The sequence below is a fragment of the Pseudomonas sp. RSB 5.4 genome (assembly GCF_037126175.1).
Lineage (GTDB): Bacteria > Pseudomonadota > Gammaproteobacteria > Pseudomonadales > Pseudomonadaceae > Aquipseudomonas > Aquipseudomonas fluorescens_H.
Window position 1 is genome coordinate 3,864,365 of sequence record NZ_CP146986.1, and the last position, 22,740, is coordinate 3,887,104.

Annotated in this window: 34 protein-coding genes; 3 read left to right on the forward strand and 31 right to left on the reverse strand. The window is 56.6% G+C overall.

Annotated features, from left to right (window positions below):
- The first annotated feature begins 11 nt into the window (after window positions 1-11).
- A complete protein-coding gene (locus tag V9L13_RS17460; protein WP_338800117.1) occupies window positions 12-698 on the forward strand; it encodes a DUF1190 domain-containing protein in 687 nt (228 codons plus the stop codon).
- A 2-nt stretch (window positions 699-700) separates the two neighbouring features.
- On the forward strand, window positions 701-1,858 hold the full coding sequence (locus V9L13_RS17465) for a glutathionylspermidine synthase family protein (protein ID WP_338800118.1): 1,158 nt from the start codon (window positions 701-703) through the stop codon (window positions 1,856-1,858).
- 200 nt (window positions 1,859-2,058) lie between these two features.
- Here the strand turns inward: V9L13_RS17465 and V9L13_RS17470 are convergent, their stop codons facing one another.
- On the reverse strand, window positions 2,059-2,577 hold the full coding sequence (locus tag V9L13_RS17470) for a single-stranded DNA-binding protein (protein WP_007966163.1): 519 nt from the start codon (window positions 2,575-2,577) through the stop codon (window positions 2,059-2,061).
- A gap of 9 nt (window positions 2,578-2,586) precedes the next feature.
- Entirely contained in the window at window positions 2,587-3,984 is a 1,398-nt protein-coding gene (locus V9L13_RS17475; protein WP_003228711.1) for an MFS transporter, read from the reverse strand.
- A gap of 191 nt (window positions 3,985-4,175) precedes the next feature.
- Between V9L13_RS17475 and uvrA the strand changes: the two genes are divergently transcribed.
- Window positions 4,176-7,010: an excinuclease ABC subunit UvrA gene (gene uvrA / locus V9L13_RS17480; RefSeq protein WP_003228713.1), complete on the forward strand. Its 2,835-nt coding sequence runs from the start codon at window positions 4,176-4,178 to the stop codon at window positions 7,008-7,010.
- 64 nt (window positions 7,011-7,074) lie between these two features.
- Here uvrA and bfr read toward each other — a convergent pair whose 3' ends face one another.
- The 29 genes from bfr to rplC all read right to left on the reverse strand — a co-directional run bounded on the left by bfr (window position 7,075) and on the right by rplC (window position 22,694).
- Window positions 7,075-7,539, reverse strand: a complete 465-nt coding sequence (gene bfr, locus V9L13_RS17485) for a bacterioferritin (protein WP_003228714.1) — start codon at window positions 7,537-7,539, stop codon at window positions 7,075-7,077.
- 150 nt (window positions 7,540-7,689) lie between these two features.
- Complete coding sequence (locus tag V9L13_RS17490) at window positions 7,690-9,144, reverse strand: catalase (protein ID WP_338800119.1); 1,455 nt, start codon at window positions 9,142-9,144, stop codon at window positions 7,690-7,692.
- A gap of 240 nt (window positions 9,145-9,384) precedes the next feature.
- Window positions 9,385-9,771 (reverse strand): 50S ribosomal protein L17, encoded by a 387-nt coding sequence (gene rplQ, locus V9L13_RS17495; protein ID WP_003176402.1) that lies wholly within the window; start codon window positions 9,769-9,771, stop codon window positions 9,385-9,387.
- A gap of 42 nt (window positions 9,772-9,813) precedes the next feature.
- Window positions 9,814-10,815, reverse strand: a complete 1,002-nt coding sequence (gene rpoA, locus V9L13_RS17500) for a DNA-directed RNA polymerase subunit alpha (RefSeq protein ID WP_003186012.1) — start codon at window positions 10,813-10,815, stop codon at window positions 9,814-9,816.
- A gap of 22 nt (window positions 10,816-10,837) precedes the next feature.
- Window positions 10,838-11,458, reverse strand: coding sequence for a 30S ribosomal protein S4 (gene rpsD, locus V9L13_RS17505; RefSeq protein ID WP_003176404.1), 621 nt, complete (start codon window positions 11,456-11,458; stop codon window positions 10,838-10,840).
- An 18-nt stretch (window positions 11,459-11,476) separates the two neighbouring features.
- A complete protein-coding gene (gene rpsK / locus V9L13_RS17510; RefSeq protein WP_002555466.1) occupies window positions 11,477-11,866 on the reverse strand; it encodes a 30S ribosomal protein S11 in 390 nt (129 codons plus the stop codon).
- Window positions 11,867-11,896: 30 nt separating this feature from the next.
- Window positions 11,897-12,253, reverse strand: a complete 357-nt coding sequence (gene rpsM / locus V9L13_RS17515; RefSeq protein ID WP_008374135.1) for a 30S ribosomal protein S13 — start codon at window positions 12,251-12,253, stop codon at window positions 11,897-11,899.
- A gap of 130 nt (window positions 12,254-12,383) precedes the next feature.
- Complete coding sequence (rpmJ, locus tag V9L13_RS17520; RefSeq protein WP_002555468.1) at window positions 12,384-12,500, reverse strand: 50S ribosomal protein L36; 117 nt, start codon at window positions 12,498-12,500, stop codon at window positions 12,384-12,386.
- Window positions 12,501-12,527: 27 nt separating this feature from the next.
- Complete coding sequence (secY, locus tag V9L13_RS17525; RefSeq protein WP_338800120.1) at window positions 12,528-13,856, reverse strand: preprotein translocase subunit SecY; 1,329 nt, start codon at window positions 13,854-13,856, stop codon at window positions 12,528-12,530.
- Window positions 13,857-14,294 carry a 50S ribosomal protein L15 gene (gene rplO, locus V9L13_RS17530; protein WP_003228720.1) on the reverse strand — a complete coding sequence of 146 codons (438 nt, stop codon included), beginning with the start codon at window positions 14,292-14,294 and terminating at the stop codon, window positions 13,857-13,859.
- A gap of 3 nt (window positions 14,295-14,297) precedes the next feature.
- Window positions 14,298-14,474 carry a 50S ribosomal protein L30 gene (gene rpmD / locus V9L13_RS17535; protein WP_003176408.1) on the reverse strand — a complete coding sequence of 59 codons (177 nt, stop codon included), beginning with the start codon at window positions 14,472-14,474 and terminating at the stop codon, window positions 14,298-14,300.
- Window positions 14,475-14,476: 2 nt separating this feature from the next.
- Window positions 14,477-14,977: a 30S ribosomal protein S5 gene (rpsE, locus tag V9L13_RS17540; protein WP_003176409.1), complete on the reverse strand. Its 501-nt coding sequence runs from the start codon at window positions 14,975-14,977 to the stop codon at window positions 14,477-14,479.
- 3 nt (window positions 14,978-14,980) lie between these two features.
- Window positions 14,981-15,331 (reverse strand): 50S ribosomal protein L18, encoded by a 351-nt coding sequence (gene rplR / locus V9L13_RS17545; protein ID WP_003186037.1) that lies wholly within the window; start codon window positions 15,329-15,331, stop codon window positions 14,981-14,983.
- Window positions 15,332-15,341: 10 nt separating this feature from the next.
- On the reverse strand, window positions 15,342-15,875 hold the full coding sequence (rplF, locus tag V9L13_RS17550) for a 50S ribosomal protein L6 (protein WP_003228722.1): 534 nt from the start codon (window positions 15,873-15,875) through the stop codon (window positions 15,342-15,344).
- 12 nt (window positions 15,876-15,887) lie between these two features.
- On the reverse strand, window positions 15,888-16,280 hold the full coding sequence (gene rpsH, locus V9L13_RS17555; protein ID WP_003228724.1) for a 30S ribosomal protein S8: 393 nt from the start codon (window positions 16,278-16,280) through the stop codon (window positions 15,888-15,890).
- A 209-nt stretch (window positions 16,281-16,489) separates the two neighbouring features.
- Window positions 16,490-16,795 carry a 30S ribosomal protein S14 gene (rpsN, locus tag V9L13_RS17560; RefSeq protein ID WP_003228726.1) on the reverse strand — a complete coding sequence of 102 codons (306 nt, stop codon included), beginning with the start codon at window positions 16,793-16,795 and terminating at the stop codon, window positions 16,490-16,492.
- 13 nt (window positions 16,796-16,808) lie between these two features.
- The gene (gene rplE / locus V9L13_RS17565; RefSeq protein WP_003210069.1) at window positions 16,809-17,348 is read right to left on the reverse strand and encodes a 50S ribosomal protein L5; all 540 of its coding nucleotides are present in this window, start codon (window positions 17,346-17,348) and stop codon (window positions 16,809-16,811) included.
- Between the two features lie 20 nt (window positions 17,349-17,368).
- Entirely contained in the window at window positions 17,369-17,683 is a 315-nt protein-coding gene (gene rplX, locus V9L13_RS17570) for a 50S ribosomal protein L24 (protein WP_003186046.1), read from the reverse strand.
- An 11-nt stretch (window positions 17,684-17,694) separates the two neighbouring features.
- Window positions 17,695-18,063, reverse strand: a complete 369-nt coding sequence (gene rplN, locus V9L13_RS17575) for a 50S ribosomal protein L14 (protein ID WP_002555479.1) — start codon at window positions 18,061-18,063, stop codon at window positions 17,695-17,697.
- 23 nt (window positions 18,064-18,086) lie between these two features.
- Entirely contained in the window at window positions 18,087-18,353 is a 267-nt protein-coding gene (rpsQ, locus tag V9L13_RS17580) for a 30S ribosomal protein S17 (protein WP_003194644.1), read from the reverse strand.
- Window positions 18,354-18,355: 2 nt separating this feature from the next.
- Entirely contained in the window at window positions 18,356-18,547 is a 192-nt protein-coding gene (rpmC, locus tag V9L13_RS17585) for a 50S ribosomal protein L29 (RefSeq protein ID WP_002555481.1), read from the reverse strand.
- Entirely contained in the window at window positions 18,547-18,960 is a 414-nt protein-coding gene (rplP, locus tag V9L13_RS17590; protein WP_003228729.1) for a 50S ribosomal protein L16, read from the reverse strand. Before rplP ends, rpmC begins: the two co-directional genes overlap by 1 nt.
- Window positions 18,961-18,972: 12 nt before the next feature.
- Entirely contained in the window at window positions 18,973-19,659 is a 687-nt protein-coding gene (gene rpsC, locus V9L13_RS17595; protein ID WP_003176422.1) for a 30S ribosomal protein S3, read from the reverse strand.
- 13 nt (window positions 19,660-19,672) lie between these two features.
- A complete protein-coding gene (rplV, locus tag V9L13_RS17600; protein WP_003103908.1) occupies window positions 19,673-20,005 on the reverse strand; it encodes a 50S ribosomal protein L22 in 333 nt (110 codons plus the stop codon).
- A gap of 11 nt (window positions 20,006-20,016) precedes the next feature.
- Window positions 20,017-20,292 carry a 30S ribosomal protein S19 gene (gene rpsS, locus V9L13_RS17605; RefSeq protein ID WP_003228731.1) on the reverse strand — a complete coding sequence of 92 codons (276 nt, stop codon included), beginning with the start codon at window positions 20,290-20,292 and terminating at the stop codon, window positions 20,017-20,019.
- Between the two features lie 16 nt (window positions 20,293-20,308).
- Window positions 20,309-21,133 (reverse strand): 50S ribosomal protein L2, encoded by an 825-nt coding sequence (rplB, locus tag V9L13_RS17610; RefSeq protein ID WP_003228734.1) that lies wholly within the window; start codon window positions 21,131-21,133, stop codon window positions 20,309-20,311.
- A 14-nt stretch (window positions 21,134-21,147) separates the two neighbouring features.
- Entirely contained in the window at window positions 21,148-21,447 is a 300-nt protein-coding gene (gene rplW / locus V9L13_RS17615; RefSeq protein WP_002555488.1) for a 50S ribosomal protein L23, read from the reverse strand.
- Complete coding sequence (gene rplD, locus V9L13_RS17620) at window positions 21,444-22,046, reverse strand: 50S ribosomal protein L4 (protein ID WP_338800121.1); 603 nt, start codon at window positions 22,044-22,046, stop codon at window positions 21,444-21,446. The genes rplW and rplD overlap by 4 nt, the downstream gene beginning before the upstream one ends.
- Before the next feature lie 12 nt (window positions 22,047-22,058).
- The gene (gene rplC / locus V9L13_RS17625; RefSeq protein WP_003228738.1) at window positions 22,059-22,694 is read right to left on the reverse strand and encodes a 50S ribosomal protein L3; all 636 of its coding nucleotides are present in this window, start codon (window positions 22,692-22,694) and stop codon (window positions 22,059-22,061) included.
- Window positions 22,695-22,740: the final 46 nt, after the last annotated feature.

The window sequence follows — 22,740 nt, forward strand, 5'->3', positions numbered from 1 at the left end:
GGAAGCCTTCGATGAAACGCAGCAAGTACGTTCAACTGTCTCTCGCCGCTTCGGTGGCGCTGGCGATTTCCGGCGAGGTTGCCGCGCAGGATCAGCAACGCTTTCAAACTGTCGAGGAGTGCGTCGGCGCCGAAGTGGCCGCCGATGTCTGCTCGAACGCCTATGTCGCGGCATTGACCGAGCACCGACGCATTGCACCGGCCTACGATGACAAGGCCAAGTGCGACGCAGACTTTGCCGCCGACTGGTGCCAGAAGAATTCCGACGGTCGCTTCGTGCCGAAGCTCGGCGGTTTCAAGGTGCCACAGAGCGGTGAGGCGCCGCAGGACCTGAATGCGATTGCCAATGCGCAGATGCCTGCCGGTGAAGCCGCCGCTGCGCAGAATGCGCAAAGCACTTTCCACTCTTCCGGTTCCGGTGGTGCAGGTAACGGCTGGCTCACAGGCTGGTTGATCGGCAATGCGATGAGCAACAACGCCAACCGCACGGTCTATCGCGACCGCGATACCCGCCAGACCTACAACACCTCGGCGCAGTACCGCAAAATCGAATCGGCGCCGGCAACTCGCACCGACACCCGCTACGACAACTCCCGAAGCAAACCGGTCAACGTCGCTTCGTCGACGTCCCGCGGTGGTTTCGGCAGCCAGTCTTCCGCCCGCAGCGGTTGGGGCGGCTGGGGCAGTTCGAGCAGCTGACCATGAAGAAGATCCACTGCGCCGAGCGCCCCGACTGGAAACAGACGGCCGAAAGCCTCGGCTTTCTGTTCCACACCATCGACGACGAACCGTACTGGGACGAAAGCGCCTACTACCAGTTCACGCTCGCGCAGATTGAAAACGATCTGGAGGATCCGACCACCGAACTGCACGAGATGTGCATGGACCTGGTTGATCGCGTGGTGCATAGCGAAGAGTTGCTGGATCGCCTGAGCATCCCGGCGCCGTACTACGACATGATCCGCACGTCCTGGCTGGAAGGTCATCCCCATCTCTACGGGCGCATGGACTTTTCCTACAGCGGCAACGGCCCGGCAAAGCTGCTGGAACTCAACTACGACACGCCGACCAGCCTTTATGAGGCGGCGGCATTTCAGTGGGGCTGGCTGGAACAGTGCATCGAGCGCGGAATGCTGCCGCGCCACGCAGACCAGTTCAACAGCATCGATACCAAGTTGCATCAGGCCTTCGCCGAATTGCAGCTCAAGCGGCCGTTCTATTTTGCCTCGATGAAAGACTCGGTCGAAGACAAGGGCACCACCGATTACCTGCGCCTGATCGCGGAAAAGGTCGGCATCGAATCCCGGCATATCGACATCGAAGACATCGGCCTGACCGCCGAGGGACGCTTCGTCGATCTGGAGGATCGCTGGATCCCGCACCTGTTCAAGCTGCACGCCTGGGAATTCATTTTCCATGAGCCGTTCGGTGCTGCAATTGCCGAGAGCGATACGCAGTTCTTTGAGCCGGCGTGGAAATCGATCCTGTCGAACAAAGGCGCGCTGCCTTTGCTGTGGGAGCTGCACAAGGGGCATCCGAATCTGCTCGCGGCGCACCTTGATCCGAATCCGACCCGTGCGGTGCCCAAGGGCTGGGTACGCAAACCGTACTTCTCCCGCGAAGGCGCCAACATCGAACTGCAAACGGCGGAAGGTCTGATCGTCAAAGAGGACGGGCCCTACACCGATGCGCCATTCATCCTGCAGGAGTTTGCGCCATTGCCGAAGTTCGATGACAGCTACACCCTGATCGGCTCGTGGGTGATTGGTGATCAAGCGGCTGGGATTGGCGTGCGCGAAGACAACAGTCTGATCACCAAGGATTCGAGCCGGTTCCTGCCGCATCTGATCCTCGACTGAGGCATACATCCGCACCTGTGGGAGCGGACTTGCTCGCGAAAACGGTCTGCCATTCAACAAATGCTTTGACTGACCCGACGCCTTCGCGAGCAAGCCCGCTCCCACAGGAGATCAGCGCTAATCGCGGACCTTGCGCCACAAAAAAGGCCCGTCGTGTTGAACGACGGGCCTTTTTTATTCAGCGCGGATGCAGCAGCGAATCAGAACGGAATGTCGTCATCGAAGCTGTCGAAATCCGGAGCCGGTTGCGGTGCAGCCTGCTGTGGAGCCGGGGCTGGACGCTGTTGCGGAGCCGACTGCTGCGGGCGTGGAGCCTGTTGACGTGGTGCCTGTTGCTGGTAGTTGTTGCCACCGCCTTGTTGATCGCCCTGTTGTGGACGGCCGCCGAGCAGTTGCATGGTGCCTTGCATGTCGACCACGATTTCGGTGGTGTAACGCTTGATACCGTCTTTTTCCCACTCGCGGGTCTGCAGTTTGCCTTCGATGTAAACCTGCGAACCTTTACGCAGGTATTCGCCGGCGATTTCGGCAACCTTGCCGAACATCGAAACACGGTGCCACTCGGTCTTCTCGACCTTCTGACCGGTTTGCTTGTCGGTCCATTGTTCGCTGGTTGCCAGACTCAGGTTGGTCACGGCGTTACCGTTAGGCAGGTAGCGAACTTCGGGATCCTGGCCGCAAGTGCCGACCAATATGACTTTGTTAACCCCACGGGCCATAACGTTCTCCTAGGCTTCGCAAGCAGCCTCGGCCGGGTTGTTCACCAGGCGTTCGAGGGTGTCGCGATCCACTAATTCTTTGTCCAGTTTGATGTAAACAGCCGCTTCATCAGCAACTATCACTGCATCTGTTACCCCTACGAGGGCCTTGAGGCGCTCGACCAGACCCGCTTCGCGGATCGCCTCGGGCGACAACGGCAAGCGCAGGCTCGTCACGTAGGGAGGTTCGCGCATGGTAACAGCAAAGGCCAGCCAGATGGCAGCCAGACCGGCACATCCAAGGAACACAACCGACAGACCGCCATGCTGAAACAGCCAGCCGCCGAGTATCCCGCCGAGTGCCGAACCGAGGAACTGGCTGGTGGAATACACGCCCATGGCCGTGCCCTTCCCGCCTGCCGGTGAAACCTTGCTGATCAGCGACGGCAACGAAGCTTCCAGCAGATTGAACGCGGTGAAGAACACCACCGTGCCGATCACCAGGGCCCGCAAGCTGTCACCGAACTGCCAGAAGAATAGCTCAGTGAGCATCAACGTCAGGACGGCGCCGAGCAAAATTCGTTTCATTTTGCGTTTTTTCTCGCCGTAGATGATGAACGGGATCATGGCGAAGAAAGAGATCAACAGCGCAGTCAGGTAAACCCACCAGTGCTGCTCCTTGGGCAACCCGGCCTTTTCCACCAGTGCCAGCGGCAGGGCGACGAAGCTCGACATCAACATCGCGTGCAACACAAAAATGCCCAGATCCAGACGCAGCAGGTCCGGATGTTTGAGCGTCGGCATCAAGGCCTGACGCGCCACGCCGGATTCACGATGGCTCAGCGGCCCGGTGGATTTCGGCACCATGAACATCACGATGACGATCCCGAACAGGGCCATGCCGCCCGTCGCGAGGAACAGCCCGGACAGGCCGAACGCACGGGTCAGCAGCGGCCCGACCACCATGGCCACGGCGAACGACAGGCCGATGGTCATGCCGATCATCGCCATGGCTTTGGTGCGGTGTTGTTCACGGGTCAGGTCGGAGAGCAGGGCCATCACCGCGGCAGAAATCGCCCCGGCGCCCTGCAGGATACGCCCGGCGATCACGCCCCAGATCGAATCCGCCTGGGCCGCCAGTACACTGCCGAGGGCGAAGACCACCAGCCCGAGGAAAATCACCGGACGCCGGCCGATACGGTCGGAAATGATCCCGAAGGGAATCTGGAAAATCGCCTGGGTCAGGCCGTAAGCGCCAATCGCCAGCCCGATCAGGGCCGGGGTCGCTCCCGCCAGGTCCATGCCGTAGGTCGCCAGTACCGGCAACACCATGAACATGCCAAGCATACGGAAGGCGAACACCAGGGCCAGACCGCTCGCTGCGCGGGTCTCGCTGCCACTCATGCGTTCGCTGTGGGGATCGTGCATGGAAAAACCTCGTGTGAACCGGCGGCGATTCTACCAGTCCCATCGAAAGACGGGGTATATCGCGACGCTATGACGCGTATAGATGAAACTCTCTTCATGCAAGGTAAAAAACCCTTCGTTTGATAGTGTGCATCCATCCAGTATTTGCCCGTATACTCCTACGTTTTCGACGCCCGCCGAGCGAGGCCACTTTGGACAAGATCCTGATACGTGGGGCCCGTACCCACAACCTGAAGAACATCGACCTGACCCTGCCAAGGGACAAACTGATCGTCATCACCGGCCTGTCCGGATCCGGCAAGTCGTCCCTGGCCTTCGACACGCTCTACGCCGAAGGTCAGCGCCGCTATGTCGAATCCCTGTCGGCCTACGCCCGACAGTTCCTGTCAATGATGGAAAAGCCCGACGTCGACACCATTGAAGGTTTGTCGCCGGCCATCTCCATCGAACAGAAGTCGACCTCGCACAACCCGCGCTCCACGGTCGGCACCATCACCGAAATCTACGACTACCTGCGTCTGCTCTATGCACGCGTCGGCACGCCGCGCTGCCCCGATCACGACATTCCGCTGGAAGCGCAGACCGTCAGCCAGATGGTCGACCTGGTGCTGGCCCAGCCGGAAGGCAGCAAACTGATGTTGCTGGCCCCGGTGATCCGCGAGCGCAAGGGCGAACACTTGTCGGTGTTCGAAGAACTGCGCGCCCAAGGCTTCGTCCGCGCCCGGGTCAACGGCCGCATTTGCGAGCTCGACGAACTGCCGAAACTGGACAAGCAGAAGAAGCACTCGATCGATGTGATCGTCGACCGTTTCAAGGTCCGTGCCGACCTGCAGCAGCGTCTGGCCGAATCCTTCGAAACCGCACTGAAGCTGGCGGACGGCATTGCCCTGGTGGCGCCGATGGACGATGAGCCGGGCGAAGAGATGATCTTCTCCGCGCGCTTCGCCTGCCCGATCTGTGGCCACGCCATCAGCGAGCTGGAGCCGAAGCTGTTCTCCTTCAACAACCCGGCCGGCGCCTGCCCGACCTGCGATGGGCTGGGCGTGAAGCAGTTCTTCGACATCAAGCGCCTGGTCAATGGTGAACTGACTCTTGCCGAGGGCGCGATTCGCGGTTGGGACAGGCGCAACGTCTATTACTTCCAGATGCTCGGCTCGCTGGCTTCGCATTACAAGTTCAGCCTGGAGAAGCCGTTCAACGAGCTGACCGCCGAACAGCAGAAACACATTCTGCATGGCAGCGGCTCACAGAATGTCGACTTCAAGTATCTGAACGATCGCGGCGACATCGTCAAACGTTCGCACCCCTTCGAAGGCATCGTGCCGAACCTTGAGCGTCGCTACCGCGAAACCGAATCGGCCAGCGTGCGTGAAGAACTGGCCAAGTTTCTCAGCACCCAGGCCTGCCCGGATTGCCGCGGCACTCGTCTGCGCCGTGAAGCGCGGCACGTGTGGGTTGGCGAGAAAACCCTGCCGGCAGTGACCAACCTGCCGATTGGCGATGCCTGCGAATACTTCGGCGAGCTGAAGATGACCGGCCGTCGCGGCGAAATCGCCGACAAGATCCTCAAGGAGATCCGCGAGCGTCTGCAGTTCCTGGTCAACGTCGGCCTCGACTATCTATCGCTGGATCGCAGTGCCGACACCCTGTCCGGTGGCGAGGCGCAGCGCATTCGTCTGGCGAGCCAGATCGGCGCCGGTCTGGTCGGGGTGCTGTACATCCTCGACGAACCGTCCATTGGTCTGCACCAGCGCGATAACGACCGTTTGCTCGGCACCCTCAAGCACCTGCGCGACATCGGCAACACGGTGATCGTGGTCGAGCACGACGAAGACGCGATTCGTCTGGCTGACTATGTGGTGGATATCGGCCCGGGCGCCGGGGTGCACGGCGGGCAGATCGTGGCTGAAGGTACGCCGGCCGAAGTCATGGCGCACCCGGACTCCCTGACCGGTAAATACCTGTCGGGGCGGGTGAAGATCGAAGTGCCGGCCAAACGCACGCCGCGTAACAAGAAGCTGACGCTGTCGCTCAAGGGCGCGCGCGGCAACAACCTGCGCAACGTCGATCTGGAAATCCCGATCGGCCTGCTGACCTGCGTGACCGGCGTTTCCGGCTCGGGCAAATCGACGCTGATCAACAACACGCTGTTCCCGTTGAGCGCTACTGCACTTAATGGTGCGACCACGCTGGAAGCGGCCGCGCACGACAGCATCAAAGGCCTGGAACATCTCGACAAAGTCGTCGACATTGACCAAAGCCCGATCGGCCGTACGCCGCGCTCCAATCCGGCCACCTACACCGGGCTGTTCACGCCGATCCGCGAACTGTTCGCCGGCGTGCCCGAGTCACGCTCCCGAGGTTACGGCCCGGGGCGCTTCTCGTTCAACGTCAAGGGCGGTCGCTGCGAGGCGTGCCAGGGCGACGGCTTGATCAAAGTGGAAATGCACTTCCTGCCGGACATCTACGTGCCCTGCGATGTGTGCAAGAGCAAGCGCTACAACCGCGAAACCCTTGAGATCAAATACAAGGGCAAGAGCATCCACGAAACCCTCGAGATGACCATCGAGGAAGCCCGGGAGTTCTTCGACGCGGTACCGGCGCTGGCGCGCAAGCTGCAGACGTTGATGGATGTGGGCCTGTCGTACATCAAACTCGGGCAGTCGGCGACCACGCTGTCCGGTGGTGAAGCGCAGCGGGTCAAGCTGTCACGCGAGCTGTCCAAGCGCGACACCGGCAAGACCCTGTATATCCTCGATGAGCCGACCACCGGCCTGCACTTCGCGGATATCCAGCAATTGCTCGACGTGCTGCATCGCCTGCGCGACCACGGCAATACGGTAGTGGTGATCGAGCACAACCTGGACGTCATCAAGACTGCCGACTGGTTGGTGGACCTAGGGCCAGAGGGCGGCTCCAAGGGTGGGCAGATCATCGCCACCGGCACGCCTGAGGAAGTGGCCGAGATGAAGCAGTCTCACACAGGTCATTACCTCAAGCCGTTGTTGATTCGCGACCGGGCTTAAAAGCCAGGAACGAAAAAGCCCCTGTCACTTCAACAGTGACAGGGGCTTTTTTGTGTCTGTGCAATCAGGTGTGGGATTGCAGGTAATTCTCGAGACCGATGAGTTTGATCAGGCCCAACTGCTTTTCCAGCCAGTAGGTGTGATCTTCTTCGGTGTCGTTGAGCTGAACACGCAGAATCTCGCGACTGACGTAGTCCTTGTGCTGCTCGCACAGTTCAATGCCTTTGCACAGTGCGGCGCGAACTTTGTATTCAAGACGCAGATCGGCTTCAAGCATCTCCGGCACGGTGGTACCGACGTCAAGATCGTCAGGGCGCATGCGCGGCGTACCTTCGAGCATCAGGATCCGGCGCATCAGCGCGTCTGCGTGACCTGCTTCTTCTTCCATCTCGTGGTTGATTCGTTCGTAGAGCTTGGTGAAACCCCAGTCCTCATACATCCGCGAGTGCACAAAATATTGGTCACGCGCGGCCAGTTCGCCGGTCAGCAACGTGTTGAGGTAATCGATAACGTCTGGGTGGCCTTGCATCGCCCTACATCTCCCTGCTTGAAAGTCTGTAGTTTGAACCAAGCTGACCGGAAGGTCACCCCGTTTCGCGCAATAAAAGCGAAGATATTCTGAGAAAATCAGCCTAAATAACGCAAAAACCGCCCTAATGAGGGCGGTTCTGCTTCTCGTTTAGACTTCGTTAAGCTGTACGTTGAGCAGCTTTGCGACTGCTTCTCCATACGCCGGGTCAGCTTTGAAGAAATGTTGCAACTGACGGTCAACCACATCAGGCGAAACACCGCTCATGGCGCCGGCAATATTGCTGACCAGCAAGGCCTTCTGCTCGTCATTCATCAGGCGGAACAGCGCACCGGCGTGGCTGTAGTAGTCCGTATCTTCGCGATGATCGTAACGATCAGCAGCACCGCTCAAGGCCAGCGCGGGTTCGGCGTAGTGCGGGGCTTGTTTCGGTGATTCGATGTAGCTGTTCGGTTCGTAGTTAGGCGCTGCACCACCGTTGCTGCCGAACGCCATCGAACCGTCGCGCTGATAAGTGTTCACCGGGCTGCGCGGCGCGTTTACCGGCAATTGTTGGTGATTGGTACCCACGCGGTAACGGTGCGCATCGGCGTAAGCGAACACGCGGCCTTGCAGCATGCGATCCGGCGACAGACCGACACCAGGCACCATGTTGCTGGGACCAAATGCAGCTTGCTCAACCTCGGCGAAGTAGTTCAGCGGATTGCGGTTCAGCTCCAGCTCACCGACCTCGATCAGCGGGAATTCCTTCTGCGACCAGGTCTTGGTCACGTCGAACGGGTTCTCGTAATGCGCCACAGCCTGAGCTTCGGTCATGATCTGAATGCACACACGCCATTTCGGAAAGTCGCCACGCTCGATGGCTTCGAACAGGTCACGCTGCGCGTAATCCGGATCGGTACCCGCCAGGCGTGCGGCGTCGGCCGGCGCAAGGTTCTTGATCCCTTGCTGGGTCTTGTAGTGCCATTTCACCCAGTGACGCTCGCCTCTTGCGTTGATCAGGCTGTAGGTGTGGCTGCCAAAACCGTGCATATGACGGTAGCCATCGGGGATGCCGCGATCCGAGAACAGGATGGTCACCTGGTGCAGCGCTTCAGGCGAATGCGACCAGAAGTCCCACATCATTTGCGCGCTTTTCAGGTTGCTCTGCGGCAGACGTTTCTGGGTGTGGATAAAGTCGGGAAACTTCAGCGGGTCACGAATGAAGAACACCGGAGTATTGTTGCCAACGATGTCCCAGTTGCCTTCCTCGGTGTAAAACTTCAGGGCAAAACCGCGCGGATCACGCTCGGTGTCAGCCGAACCACGCTCACCGCCAACAGTAGAGAAACGCAGGAATGTCGGGGTTTGTTTGCCTACAGATTCGAACAGCTTGGCGCTTGTGTACTCGGTAATGTCGCGGGTAACAGTAAAAGTACCGTAAGCACCCGAGCCTTTGGCGTGTACGCGGCGCTCAGGAATATTTTCACGGTTGAAATGGGCAAGCTTCTCGATCAGGTGAAAATCGTCGAGCAGCAGCGGGCCACGAGGGCCGGCGGAGCGAGAATTCTGGTTATCAGCGACAGGTGCGCCACTGGCGGTCGTAAGCGTTTTGATCTGGCTCATACGGTCTTCTTCCTCTGTCAGTCTTGAAACTGCCGGCGAATCGGCTTGCTGGGAAGTATTGATCATCGATGTAACACCTACAAATTCATTAACTTGTAGTCATCGATAGATAATTACTAATTAAGTTTCCCAACACATAGTGACAACAGAACAATGTCAGAAGCTTGTACGAACAGCGCATTTTCTTGTGGACACAAAAAACCGGGCACTAGGCCCGGTTTTTCGTTTCAGACTGACGTCTTACTCGGCGGATACAGCTTCGCCAGCAGTAGCACGATCAACCAACTCGACGTACGCCATAGGCGCGTTGTCGCCAGCGCGGAAACCGCACTTGAGGATGCGCAGGTAGCCACCCTCACGGGTAGCGTAACGCTTGCCCAGGTCGTTGAAGAGCTTACCAACGATAGCTTTCGAACGAGTACGGTCGAAAGCCAGACGGCGGTTAGCCAGGCTGTCTGTCTTGGCCAGAGTGATCAGCGGCTCGGCAACGCGGCGCAGTTCTTTGGCTTTTGGCAGAGTAGTCTTGATCAGCTCGTGCTCGAACAACGACACCGCCATGTTCTGGAACATGGCCTTGCGGTGCGAGCTGGTGCGGCTCAGGTGACGCCCACTTTTACGATGACGCATGGTTCATTCCTTACCAAACACTACGTTCGGTGATTACGACGATCAGGCAGTCGCCTTGTCGTCCTTCTTAAGACTTGCAGGCGGCCAGTTGTCGAGGCGCATGCCGAGGGACAGACCGCGGGAGGCCAGAACGTCCTTGATTTCAGTCAAGGATTTCTTGCCCAGGTTCGGAGTCTTCAACAGCTCTACTTCGGTACGCTGAATCAGGTCACCGATGTAGTAGATGTTTTCCGCCTTAAGGCAGTTAGCCGAACGTACAGTCAGTTCCAGATCGTCAACCGGGCGAAGCAGGATCGGATCGATCTCGTCTTCCTGCTCGACAACCACTGGCTCACTGTCACCTTTGAGGTCGACGAACGCAGCCAACTGCTGTTGCAGGATGGTTGCAGCGCGGCGGATAGCCTCTTCAGGATCCAGAGTACCGTTGGTTTCCAGATCAATAACCAGCTTGTCCAGGTTGGTACGCTGCTCGACACGGGCGTTTTCCACCACGTATGCGATACGGCGAACCGGGCTGAACGAAGAGTCAAGCTGCAAGCGACCAATGCTGCGGCTTTCATCTTCATCGCTCTGACGCGAGTCGGCTGGTTCATAACCACGACCACGAGCTACGGTGAGCTTCATGTTCAGGGCGCCGTTAGACGCCAGGTTAGCGATTACGTGATCGGGGTTAACGATCTCGACATCATGATCCAGCTGAATATCGGCAGCGGTAACCACCCCCGAACCCTTCTTCGACAAGGTCAGCGTAACTTCGTCACGACCGTGCAGCTTGATGGCCAGACCTTTAAGGTTCAACAGGATTTCAATTACGTCTTCCTGTACACCTTCGATGGCGCTGTACTCGTGGAGCACACCGTCAATCTCGGCCTCGACTACTGCGCAGCCGGGCATTGAGGACAACAGGATGCGGCGCAGCGCGTTGCCCAGGGTGTGGCCAAAACCACGCTCGAGAGGCTCGAGAGTGATCTTGGCGCGGGTTGGACTGACAACCTGCACATCAATGTGGCGGGGTGTCAGGAACTCATTTACCGAAATCTGCATGGATGCACCTATTTTCTAGCCCTTACTTGGAGTAGAGCTCGACAATCAGGCTTTCGTTGATGTCGGCGGACAGATCACTGCGAGCAGGAACGTTCTTGAAAACGCCCGACTTCTTCTCAGTGTCTACTTCTACCCATTCTACGCGGCCACGTTGGGCACACAGATCGAGAGCTTGGACAATGCGAAGTTGGTTTTTTGCTTTCTCGCGAACTGCGACCACGTCACCAGCACGAACCTGATACGACGGAACGTTTACGGTCTGACCGTTAACGCTGATCGACTTGTGCGATACCAGCTGACGGGATTCGGCACGAGTCGAACCAAAGCCCATACGGTATACAACGTTGTCCAGACGGCATTCGAGCAGTTGCAGCAGGTTTTCACCGGTTGCACCTTTCTTGCCAGCAGCTTCTTTGTAGTAGCCGCTGAACTGACGCTCGAGAACGCCATAAATACGACGGACCTTCTGCTTTTCACGCAGTTGGGTGCCGTAGTCGGACTGGCGACCGCGGCGTTGGCCGTGGATACCAGGTGCTGCTTCAATGTTGCACTTCGATTCGATCGCGCGCACGCCGCTCTTCAGGAAGAGATCGGTGCCTTCGCGACGAGCGAGTTTGCATTTTGGACCAATGTAACGAGCCATTCTTTACAATCTCCTGGATTACACGCGGCGCTTCTTCGGCGGACGGCACCCGTTGTGCGGGATTGGCGTCACGTCGGTGATGCTGGCGATCTTGTAGCCACAGCCGTTCAAAGCGCGGACTGCGGATTCACGACCTGGACCTGGACCCTTGACGTTAACGTCGAGGTTTTTCAGGCCGTATTCCAGCGCAGCTTGACCAGCACGCTCAGCAGCTACTTGAGCAGCGAACGGGGTGGACTTGCGGGAACCGCGGAAACCCGAACCACCGGAGGTAGCCCAGGAAAGAGCGTTACCTTGACGGTCGGTAATGGTCACGATGGTGTTGTTAAAAGAAGCATGGATGTGGGCGATGCCATCAACCACTGTCTTTTTAACTTTTTTACGAGGACGAGCAGCAGGTTTTGCCATGATTAAATTCCTGTCGATTCGCTGGGGCGATTACTTGCGGATCGGCTTACGCGGACCTTTACGGGTACGCGCGTTGGTCTTGGTACGCTGACCGCGTACTGGAAGACCGCGACGATGACGCAGACCGCGATAGCAACCGAGGTCCATCAAGCGCTTGATTTTCATGTTGATTTCGCGACGCAGGTCACCTTCAGTGGTGAACTTCGCCACTTCGCCACGCAGCTGTTCAATTTGCTCGTCGCTCAGATCTTTGATCTTTGCTGCTGGGTTTACCCCAGTGTCTGCACAGATTTTCTGCGCAGTAGTGCGACCAACACCATAGATGTAGGTCAGCGAGATAACAGTATGCTTGTTATCTGGAATGTTAACGCCTGCAATACGGGCCATTCAGTGGGACTCCAATTGACAGCTACCTACGCCCCGGAAGCCAAGAAATAGGGCGCGAGATAATATCGCTGTAATAACAAATAATCAACCCGGCAGCGCACTAGCTGCCGGGCTTGAAGCACAATCACACTCAGCCTTGGCGCTGTTTGTGACGCGGTTCCGCGCTGCAAATTACTCGAACAACACCTTCGCGGCGAATAATCTTGCAGTTACGGCACAGCTTTTTCACCGATGCACGAACTTTCATCACCAACTCCTCGAACCTTATGGGTACTCAGCGCAACATGCCGCTGCCGTAACCCTTCAGGTTGGCTTTCTTCATCAGGGATTCGTACTGGTGCGAAACGAGGTGCGATTGTACTTGGGACATGAAGTCCATCACAACCACGACCACGATCAGCAACGAGGTCCCGCCAAGGTAGAACGGAACGTTTGCTGCAACCACCAGGAACTGGGGCAACAGACACACGGCCGTCATGTAAAGAGCACCGAACATGGTCAAGCGAGTCAGTACGCCATCAATGTAGCGCGCAGACTGCTCACCTGGACGGATGCCCGGAATAAAGGCACCGGACTTCTTCAGGTTTTCCGCTACGTCTTTCGGATTGAACATCAACGCCGTATAGAAGAAGCAGAAGAAAATAATCCCTGCACTAAACAGCAGAATATTCAACGGCTGACCAGGAGCGATCGACTGCGAGATGTCCTGCAACCAGCCCATACCTTCAGACTGACCAAACCAGGCACCCAACGAAGCCGGGAACAGCAAAATGCTGCTCGCGAAAATAGCCGGAATAACGCCGGCCATGTTCACCTTCAGCGGCAAGTGGCTTGTCTGCGCAGCAAAAACCTTGCGGCCCTGCTGACGCTTGGCGTAGTGAACAGCGATACGACGCTGACCACGCTCAATGAACACCACGAAACCGATAATCGCTACTGCCAGCAAACCGATGACAACCAAGGCGAAGATATTGATATCACCCTGACGCGCAGACTCGAAAGACTGCCCGATTGCTCTCGGAAGACCGGCGACGATACCCGAAAAAATCAACATCGAGATACCGTTGCCTACACCACGCTCAGTAATCTGCTCACCCAGCCACATCATGAACATCGCACCAGCCACAAAAGTGGATACCGCGACGAAATGGAAGCCAAAGTCACCAGTGAACGCAACGCCCTGCCCCGCCAGACCAATGGACATGCCAATAGCCTGAACGAGAGCTAGGACGACGGTGCCGTAGCGGGTGTACTGGCTGATCTTGCGACGGCCAGCTTCACCTTCCTTCTTCAACTGCTCCAGCTGCGGGCTGACGGCTGTCATCAGTTGCATGATGATCGATGCCGAAATGTACGGCATGATCCCCAGTGCAAAGATGCTCATCCGTTCCAGCGCGCCGCCGGAGAACATGTTGAACAAGCTAAGAATGGTCCCCTCATTCTGTCGAAACAGGTCTGCGAGTCGGTCAGGGTTGATACCTGGAACCGGGATGTGTGCGCCTATTCGGTAGACGATAATCGCCAGGAACAGAAAACGCAGACGAGCCCAGAGTTCAGACATACCGCCTTTGCCGAGCGCAGAGAGAGCACCTTGCTTAGCCATTTATTCCTCGAACTTGCCGCCAGCTGCTTCGATAGCCGCACGCGCACCTTTGGTGGCGCCGATTCCCTTGCCGATAGTGACAGCGCGAGTCACTTCACCGGACAGCATGATTTTCACACGCTGTACGTTGACGTTGATCACGTTGGCATCTTTCAGGGACTGCACGGTGACGATGTCGCCTTCCACTTTAGCCAGCTCGGACAGACGCACTTCTGCGCGGTCCATGGCTTTCAGGGAAACGAAACCGAACTTCGGCAGGCGACGATGCAGCGGCTGTTGACCGCCTTCAAAGCCTGGAGCAATGGTGCCACCGGAGCGGGAGGTCTGACCTTTGTGGCCGCGGCCACCAGTCTTACCCAAACCGCTACCGATACCACGGCCCGGACGATGCTTTTCGCGACGGGAACCCGGCGCTGGACTCAGATCATTGAGTTTCATCGATTAACCCTCGACACGCAGCATGTAGTAGGCCTTGTTGATCATCCCGCGATTCTCGGGAGTATCCTGGACTTCTACAGTGTGACCGATGCGACGCAGACCCAGACCCTTAACGCACAGTTTGTGGTTAGGGATGCGGCCGGTCATGCTTTTGATCAGCGTTACTTTAACGGTAGCCATGATCAGAAGATCTCCTTGACAGTCAAGCCACGCTTGGCAGCGATGGACTCAGGAGATTGCATAGCTTTCAGACCCTTGAAAGTGGCGTGAACCACGTTTACCGGGTTAGTCGAGCCATAGCACTTGGCCAGAACGTTCTGAACGCCAGCAACTTCGAGGACAGCACGCATAGCGCCGCCAGCGATGATACCGGTACCTTCAGAAGCAGGCTGCATGTACACCTTCGAAGCGCCGTGAGCGGACTTCATTGCGTACTGCAGGGTAGTGCCGTTCAGGTCAACTTGAATCATGTTGCGGCGAGCAGCTTCCATTGCCTTCTGGATCGCAGCAGGCACTTCACGCGACTTGCCACGGCCGAAGCCAACACGCCCTTTACCATCACCAACCACGGTCAACGCGGTGAAAGTGAAGATACGGCCGCCTTTAACGGTTTTGGCTACGCGGTTAACTTGAACCAGCTTCTCGATGTAGCCTTCGTCGCGCTTTTGGTCGTTATTTGACATAACTTAGAACTCCAGCCCAGCTTCACGAGCAGCATCAGCCAGCGCTTTAACGCGGCCGTGGTACTTGAAGCCAGAGCGGTCGAAAGCCACCTGCGAGACGCCAGCGGCCTTAGCACGCGTAGCGACCAGCTGGCCAACCTTAGTGGCCGCGTCGATGTTGCCAGTGGCGCCATCACGCAGTTCTTTATCCAAAGTCGAGGCGCTTGCCAGGACTTTGTTGCCGTCGGCCGAAATGACCTGGGCGTAGATGTGCTGCGAAGAGCGGAACACGCAGAGACGCACGACTTCGAGTTCGTGCATTTTCAGGCGTGCTTTGCGAGCGCGACGCAGTCGAGTAACTTTTTTGTCGGTCATTTGCTATGCCCTACTTCTTCTTGGCTTCTTTACGACGGACGACTTCGTCCGCGTAGCGCACACCTTTGCCTTTGTACGGCTCTGGTGGACGGAAGTCGCGGATCTCGGCGGCCACTTGACCTACCAGCTGCTTGTCGATGCCCTTGATCAGGATATCGGTCTGGCTAGGAGTCTCAGCGGTGATGCCTTCCGGCAGTTCGTAATCCACTGGGTGCGAGAAGCCAAGAGCCAGGTTCAGCACCTGACCTTTTGCTTGCGCCTTGTAACCAACACCGACCAGCTGGAGCTTGCGCTCGAAGCCTTGGCTTACGCCTTGGACCATGTTGTTTACCAACGCACGCGTGGTACCGGCCATTGCGCGAGTCTGTTGATCGCCATTGCGAGCAGCGAAACGCAGCTCACCAGCTTCTTCAACGATCTCAACGGACGAATGGATGTTCAGTTCAAGAGTACCCTTGGCACCCTTCACCGAAAGCTGTTGGCCTGCGAATTTTACTTCGACACCGGCTGGCAGCTTAACGGGGTTCTTAGCGACGCGAGACATGCTTATCCCCCCTTAGAACACAGTGCAAAGAACTTCGCCGCCGACACCGGCAGCGCGCGCAGCACGATCAGTCATCACACCCTTGTTGGTGGAGACGATAGACACACCGAGACCGCCACGTACTTTAGGCAGATCTTCGACGGACTTGTACTGACGCAGGCCTGGACGGCTAACGCGCTTGACTTCTTCGATAACCGGACGGCCTTCGAAATATTTCAGCTCGATAGACAGCAGTGGTTTGGTTTCGCTGCTGATCTGATAACCCGCGATGTAACCTTCGTCCTTCAGGACTTTAGCTACAGCCACCTTCAACGTGGAAGAAGGCATGCTTACGACGGACTTTTCAGCCATCTGGGCATTACGGATTCGAGTTAGCATGTCCGCTAACGGGTCCTGCATACTCATGGGCTAGACGCTCCTAATACAGAAAAATTAGCCTTGCGGCTACTACTTGTCGCCGAGAAACTCCGGGCATGAAAAACACGGGCTCAGGCGAGCCGGTCATTCTAGACACACCCCAGAAATGAATCAAGCCCCAAAAGGGGCTTGATTCAGATTCAAGGCCACCGATGGTCAGGTTCTTGCGACCCCGACCATCAAGGCTTTGACAGCGATTACCAGCTGGCTTTAACCAGACCTGGAACGTCACCACGCATTGCCGCTTCACGCAGTTTGTTACGGCCCAGGCCGAACTTGCGGTAAACGCCGTGCGGACGACCAGTCAGGCGGCAACGGTTACGCATGCGCGAAGCGCTTGCGTCACGTGGTTGCTTCTGCAGAGCTACGGTAGCTTCCCAACGCGCTTCTGGACTTGCGTTCAGATCGACGATGATAGCTTTCAGCGCTGCACGCTTGGTGGCGTACTTGGCAACAGTGAGCTGACGCTTCAGCTCACGGTTTTTCATGCTCTTCTTGGCCATTTTCCTACTCCAATCAGTTGCGGAACGGGAATTTGAAAGCACGCAGCAGAGCGCGGCCTTCATCATCGTTCTTGGCAGTGGTGGTCAGGGTAATGTCCAGACCGCGGAGAGCATCGATCTTGTCGTAGTCGATTTCCGGGAAAATGATCTGCTCTTTCACGCCCATGCTGTAGTTGCCACGACCATCGAAGGACTTGGCATTCAGGCCGCGGAAGTCGCGAACCCGAGGCAGGGAGATCGACAGCAGACGATCCAGGAACTCGTACATACGCTCACGGCGCAGAGTCACTTTGACGCCGATCGGCCATCCTTCACGGACTTTAAAGCCAGCGATGGATTTACGAGCGTAGGTCACAACGACTTTTTGGCCGGTGATCTTTTCCAGGTCAGCAACAGCGTGCTCGATGACTTTTTTGTCGCCGATCGCTTCGCCCAGACCCATGTTCAGGGTGATTTTGGTAACGCGCGGAACTTCCATCACGTTCGAAAGCTTAAGTTCTTCCTTAAGTTTCGGAGCGATTTCCTTCCGGTAAATCTCTTTTAGTCGTGCCATGGTCTTCTACCTAGCAGTGTTCAAGCATCAACCGCTTTTTGGGTCGACTTGAAGACACGAATTTTCTTACCGTCTTCTACTTTGAAACCAACGCGGTCAGCCTTGTTGGTTTCGCCGTTGAAGATGGCGACGTTGGAAGCGTGCAGTGGCGCTTCTTTCTCGACGATACCGCCCTGTACGCCCGACATCGGGTTAGGCTTGGTATGACGCTTGACCAGGTTCAGACCACCAACAACCAGACGGTTGTCAGCAAGAACCTTCAGCACCTTACCGCGCTTACCTTTGTCTTTGCCGGCGATCACGATGATCTCGTCGTCACGACGAATCTTTTGCATGTCGGATCTCCTTACAGCACTTCTGGGGCGAGCGAGACGATCTTCATGAACTTCTCAGTACGAAGTTCACGGGTCACTGGCCCAAAGATACGGGTGCCGATCGGCTCTTGCTTGTTGTTCAGAAGAACAGCAGCGTTGCCATCAAAGCGGATAATGGAGCCATCAGCACGACGTACGCCGTGACGAGTGCGGACTACAACAGCAGTCATCACTTGGCCTTTTTTCACTTTACCGCGAGGAATTGCTTCCTTCACGGTAACCTTGATGATGTCACCGATACCAGCGTAACGACGATGGGAGCCACCCAGCACCTTGATGCACATAACACGGCGAGCGCCGCTGTTATCGGCCACATCGAGCATGGATTGAGTCTGAATCATATAATTTCTCCGACCCCTAGCCCTTAGACTTCCACAGCGCGTTCGAGAACATCAACCAGCGCCCAAGACTTGGTCTTGGCCATCGGACGAGTTTCACGAATAGTGACTTTGTCGCCGATGTGGCACTGATTGGTTTCGTCGTGCGCGTGCAGCTTAGTCGAACGCTTAACGTATTTACCGTAGATCGGGTGCTTAACGCGACGCTCGATCAGAACGGTGATGGTTTTGTCCATCTTGTCGCTGACAACACGGCCAGTCAGCGTACGGACAGTTTTTTCGGCTTCAGCCATGATCACTTACCTGCCTGCTGGTTGAGCACAGTCTTCACGCGAGCGATGTCACGCTTAACTTGCGAGAGCAGATGAGACTGCCCCAACTGGCCAGTTGCTTTCTGCATACGCAGATTGAACTGGTCGCGCAGCAAGCCGAGCAGTTGCTCGTTCAGCTGCTGTGCGGATTTTTCACGAAGTTCATTCGCTTTCATCACATCACCGTCCGTTTAACAAAGGAGGTGGCGAGCGGCAGCTTTGCAGCAGCCAGGGCGAAAGCCTCACGCGCCAGCTCTTCAGAAACACCCTCGATTTCATACAGGACTTTGCCTGGCTGAATCTGGGCAACCCAGTACTCCACGTTACCCTTACCTTTACCCATACGAACCTCGAGAGGTTTTTTGGAGATCGGCTTGTCCGGGAATACACGGATCCAGATCTTGCCGCCACGTTTTACGTGACGGGTCAGAGCACGACGTGCTGACTCGATCTGACGAGCGGTGAGACGACCACGAGCAACAGACTTCAGCGCGAACTCGCCGAAGCTGACTTTGCTACCGCGCAGTGCCAGACCACGGTTGTGGCCGGTCATCTGCTTGCGGAACTTCGTACGCTTTGGTTGCAACATTTGGCGTACCCCTTACTTAGCAGCTTTTTTACGAGGCGCTGGTGCTTGTGGCTTCAGCTCTTCTTGGCGACCACCAATTACTTCGCCTTTGAAGATCCAAACCTTTACACCGATCACACCGTAAGTGGTGTGAGCTTCGTAGTTGGCATAGTCGATGTCGGCACGCAGGGTGTGCAGTGGCACACGACCTTCGCGATACCATTCAGTACGTGCGATTTCAGCACCGCCGAGACGACCGCTCACTTGGATTTTGATGCCTTTGGCACCAATGCGCATGGCGTTCTGTACTGCGCGCTTCATAGCGCGACGGAACATTACGCGACGCTCCAGCTGCTGAGCTACGCTCTGCGCAACCAGCATACCGTCGAGTTCCGGCTTGCGGATCTCTTCGATATTGATGTGCACAGGCACACCCATTTGCTTGGTCAGGTCCTGACGCAGTTTCTCAACATCTTCACCTTTCTTCCCGATAACGATACCTGGACGAGCGGTGTGGATGGTGATACGTGCAGTTTGGGCCGGACGATGGATATCGATACGGCTTACGGACGCGCTTTTTAGTTTGTCTTGGAGATACTCACGCACCTTCAGATCAGCGAACAAGTAGTCCGCATAAGTCCGACCGTCTGCGTACCAGACGGAGGTGTGCTCCTTGACGATTCCCAGGCGAATGCCAATGGGATGTACTTTCTGACCCATCTCTTCGACTCCGTTACTTGTCAGCAACCTTGACAGTGATATGGCAAGACCGCTTGACGATGCGATCAGCACGGCCTTTGGCACGTGGCATGATGCGCTTCAGCGAACGCCCTTCGTTGACGAAAACGGTGCTGACCTTCAGGTCATCAACGTCTGCGCCTTCGTTATGCTCGGCGTTGGCTACGGCCGACTCCAGCACTTTTTTCATGATCTCGGCGGCTTTCTTACTGCTGAAAGCCAACAGGTTGAGCGCTTCGCCCACCTTCTTCCCGCGGATCTGGTCGGCGACCAAGCGGGCTTTCTGGGCGGAGATTCGAGCGCCCGACAACTTAGCGGCTACTTCCATTTCCTTACCCCTTAACGCTTGGCTTTCTTGTCAGCCACGTGCCCACGATAAGTGCGGGTACCGGCGAACTCGCCCAGTTTATGGCCAACCATGTCTTCGTTCACGAGAACTGGGACGTGCTGACGGCCGTTGTGTACTGCGATGGTCAGACCGACCATTTGTGGCAGGATCATCGAACGACGCGACCAGGTTTTAATTGGTTTGCGATCGTTCTTTTCCGCCGCCACTTCGATCTTCTTCAGTAGGTGAAGATCAATAAAAGGACCTTTTTTCAGAGAACGTGGCACTGTCGTATCCCTCTATTTACTTGCGACGACGGACGATCATTTTGTCGGTACGCTTATTACCACGAGTCTTCGCGCCCTTAGTCGGGAAGCCCCATGGCGATACCGGATGACGACCACCAGAGGTACGACCTTCACCACCACCATGTGGGTGGTCAACCGGGTTCATGGCAACACCACGAACGGTTGGGCGAACGCCACGCCAGCGTTTGGCACCAGCTTTACCCAGCGAACGCAGGCTGTGCTCGGAGTTCGAGACTTCGCCCAGGGTCGCACGGCATTCAGCCAGGACTTTACGCATTTCACCGGAACGCAGACGCAGGGTAACGTACACGCCTTCACGAGCGATCAGCTGAGCCGAAGCACCAGCAGAACGAGCGATCTGTGCGCCTTTACCTGGCTTCAGTTCGATGCCGTGTACGGTAGAACCGACTGGAATGTTGCGCAGTTGCAGAGCGTTGCCTGGCTTGATTGGAGCCAGAGCGCCTGCGATCAGCTGGTCGCCAGCACTCACGCCTTTAGGGGCGATGATGTAGCGGCGCTCGCCGTCTGCGTAGCAGAGCAGTGCGATGTGAGCAGTACGGTTTGGATCGTATTCGATACGCTCGACAGTGGCGACGATGCCATCTTTGTCGTTGCGACGGAAATCGACCATACGGTAATGCTGCTTATGACCACCACCGATGTGACGAGTGGTAATACGGCCATTGTTGTTACGACCACCAGTCTTCGATTTTTTCTCGAGCAGCGGTGCGTGAGGAGCGCCTTTATGCAGCTCCTGGTTGACCACCTTGACCACAAAACGGCGGCCAGGGGAAGTCGGTTTGCATTTAACGATTGCCATGATGCACCCCTTCCTTACTCAGCACTGCTGCTGAAATCGAGATCTTGGCCTGGCTGAAGGGAGATAACTGCCTTCTTCCAGTCATTACGCTTGCCCAGACCGCGAGCAGTGCGCTTGCTCTTACCCAGAACGTTCAGGGTAGTGACGCGCTCTACTTTCACGCTGAACAGGCTTTCGACGGCCTTCTTGATTTCCAGCTTGGTTGCATCAGTAGCAACCTTGAAAACGAACTGGCCTTTCTTGTCTGCCAGAACCGTAGCCTTCTCGGAAACGTGCGGGCCAAGCAGAACTTTAAATACGCGTTCCTGGTTCATCCCAGCAGCTCCTCGAATTTCTTCACGGCCGACACGGTGATCAACACCTTGTCGTATGCGATCAGACTAACTGGATCGGAACCTTGCACGTCACGTACATCTACGTGTGGCAGGTTACGAGCAGCCAGGTACAGGTTCTGATCAACAGCGTCCGACACGATGAGAACATCGGTCAGGCTCATGTTGTTCAGCTTGCCCAGCAGATCTTTGGTTTTCGGAGTTTCAATAGCGAAATCCTGAACCACGACCAGACGATCAGTACGCACCAGCTCAGCAAGGATGGAACGCATTGCTGCGCGATACATCTTCTTGTTCAGCTTCTGGGAGTGATCCTGTGGACGAGCTGCGAAAGTGGTACCGCCGCCACGCCAGATTGGGCTACGGATAGTACCGGCACGAGCACGGCCAGTACCTTTCTGACGCCATGGGCGCTTGCCGCCACCACGAACGTCGGAACGGGTCTTTTGCTGCTTGCTACCTTGACGGCCGCCGGCCATGTAGGCCACGACTGCTTGGTGAACCAGCGTCTCGTTGAATTCGCCGCCAAATGTCAGTTCGGAAACTTCGATCGCTTGAGCGTCATTTACATTTAATTGCATGTCAGCTTCCCCTTAACCGCGAGCCTTGGCTGCTGGACGTACAACCAGGTTGCCGCCAGTAGCGCCAGGAACAGCGCCCTTGACCAACAACAGATTGCGTTCAGCGTCCACGCGCACTACTTCCAGGGACTGCACGGTCACGCGCTCAGCGCCCATATGACCGGACATTTTTTTGCCCTTGAATACACGACCAGGAGTCTGGCACTGGCCGATAGAGCCTGGGACGCGGTGGGATACGGAGTTACCGTGGGTGTTATCTTGCCCGCGGAAATTCCAACGCTTGATCGTACCCTGGAAGCCTTTACCTTTGGACTGACCGGTTACATCAACCAGTTGACCAGCGGCGAAGATTTCAGCGTTGATCAGATCGCCAGCCTGGTACTCGCCTTCTTCAAGACGGAATTCCATGGTAGTGCGACCAGCGGCAACGTTCGCCTTAGCGAAGTGGCCAGCCTGAGCTGCTGTTACACGCGAAGCACGACGCTCGCCGACAGTGACTTGCACTGCACGATAGCCATCGGTCTCTTCAGTTTTGAACTGGGTGACGCGATTCGGCTCGATCTCAATGACCGTGACCGGAATGGAGACACCTTCTTCGGTGAAAATACGGGTCATACCGCATTTACGACCGACTACACCAATAGTCATGTTGTAAACCTCATGAGTGTACGGGGCTTTCACCCGCTATGGCCGC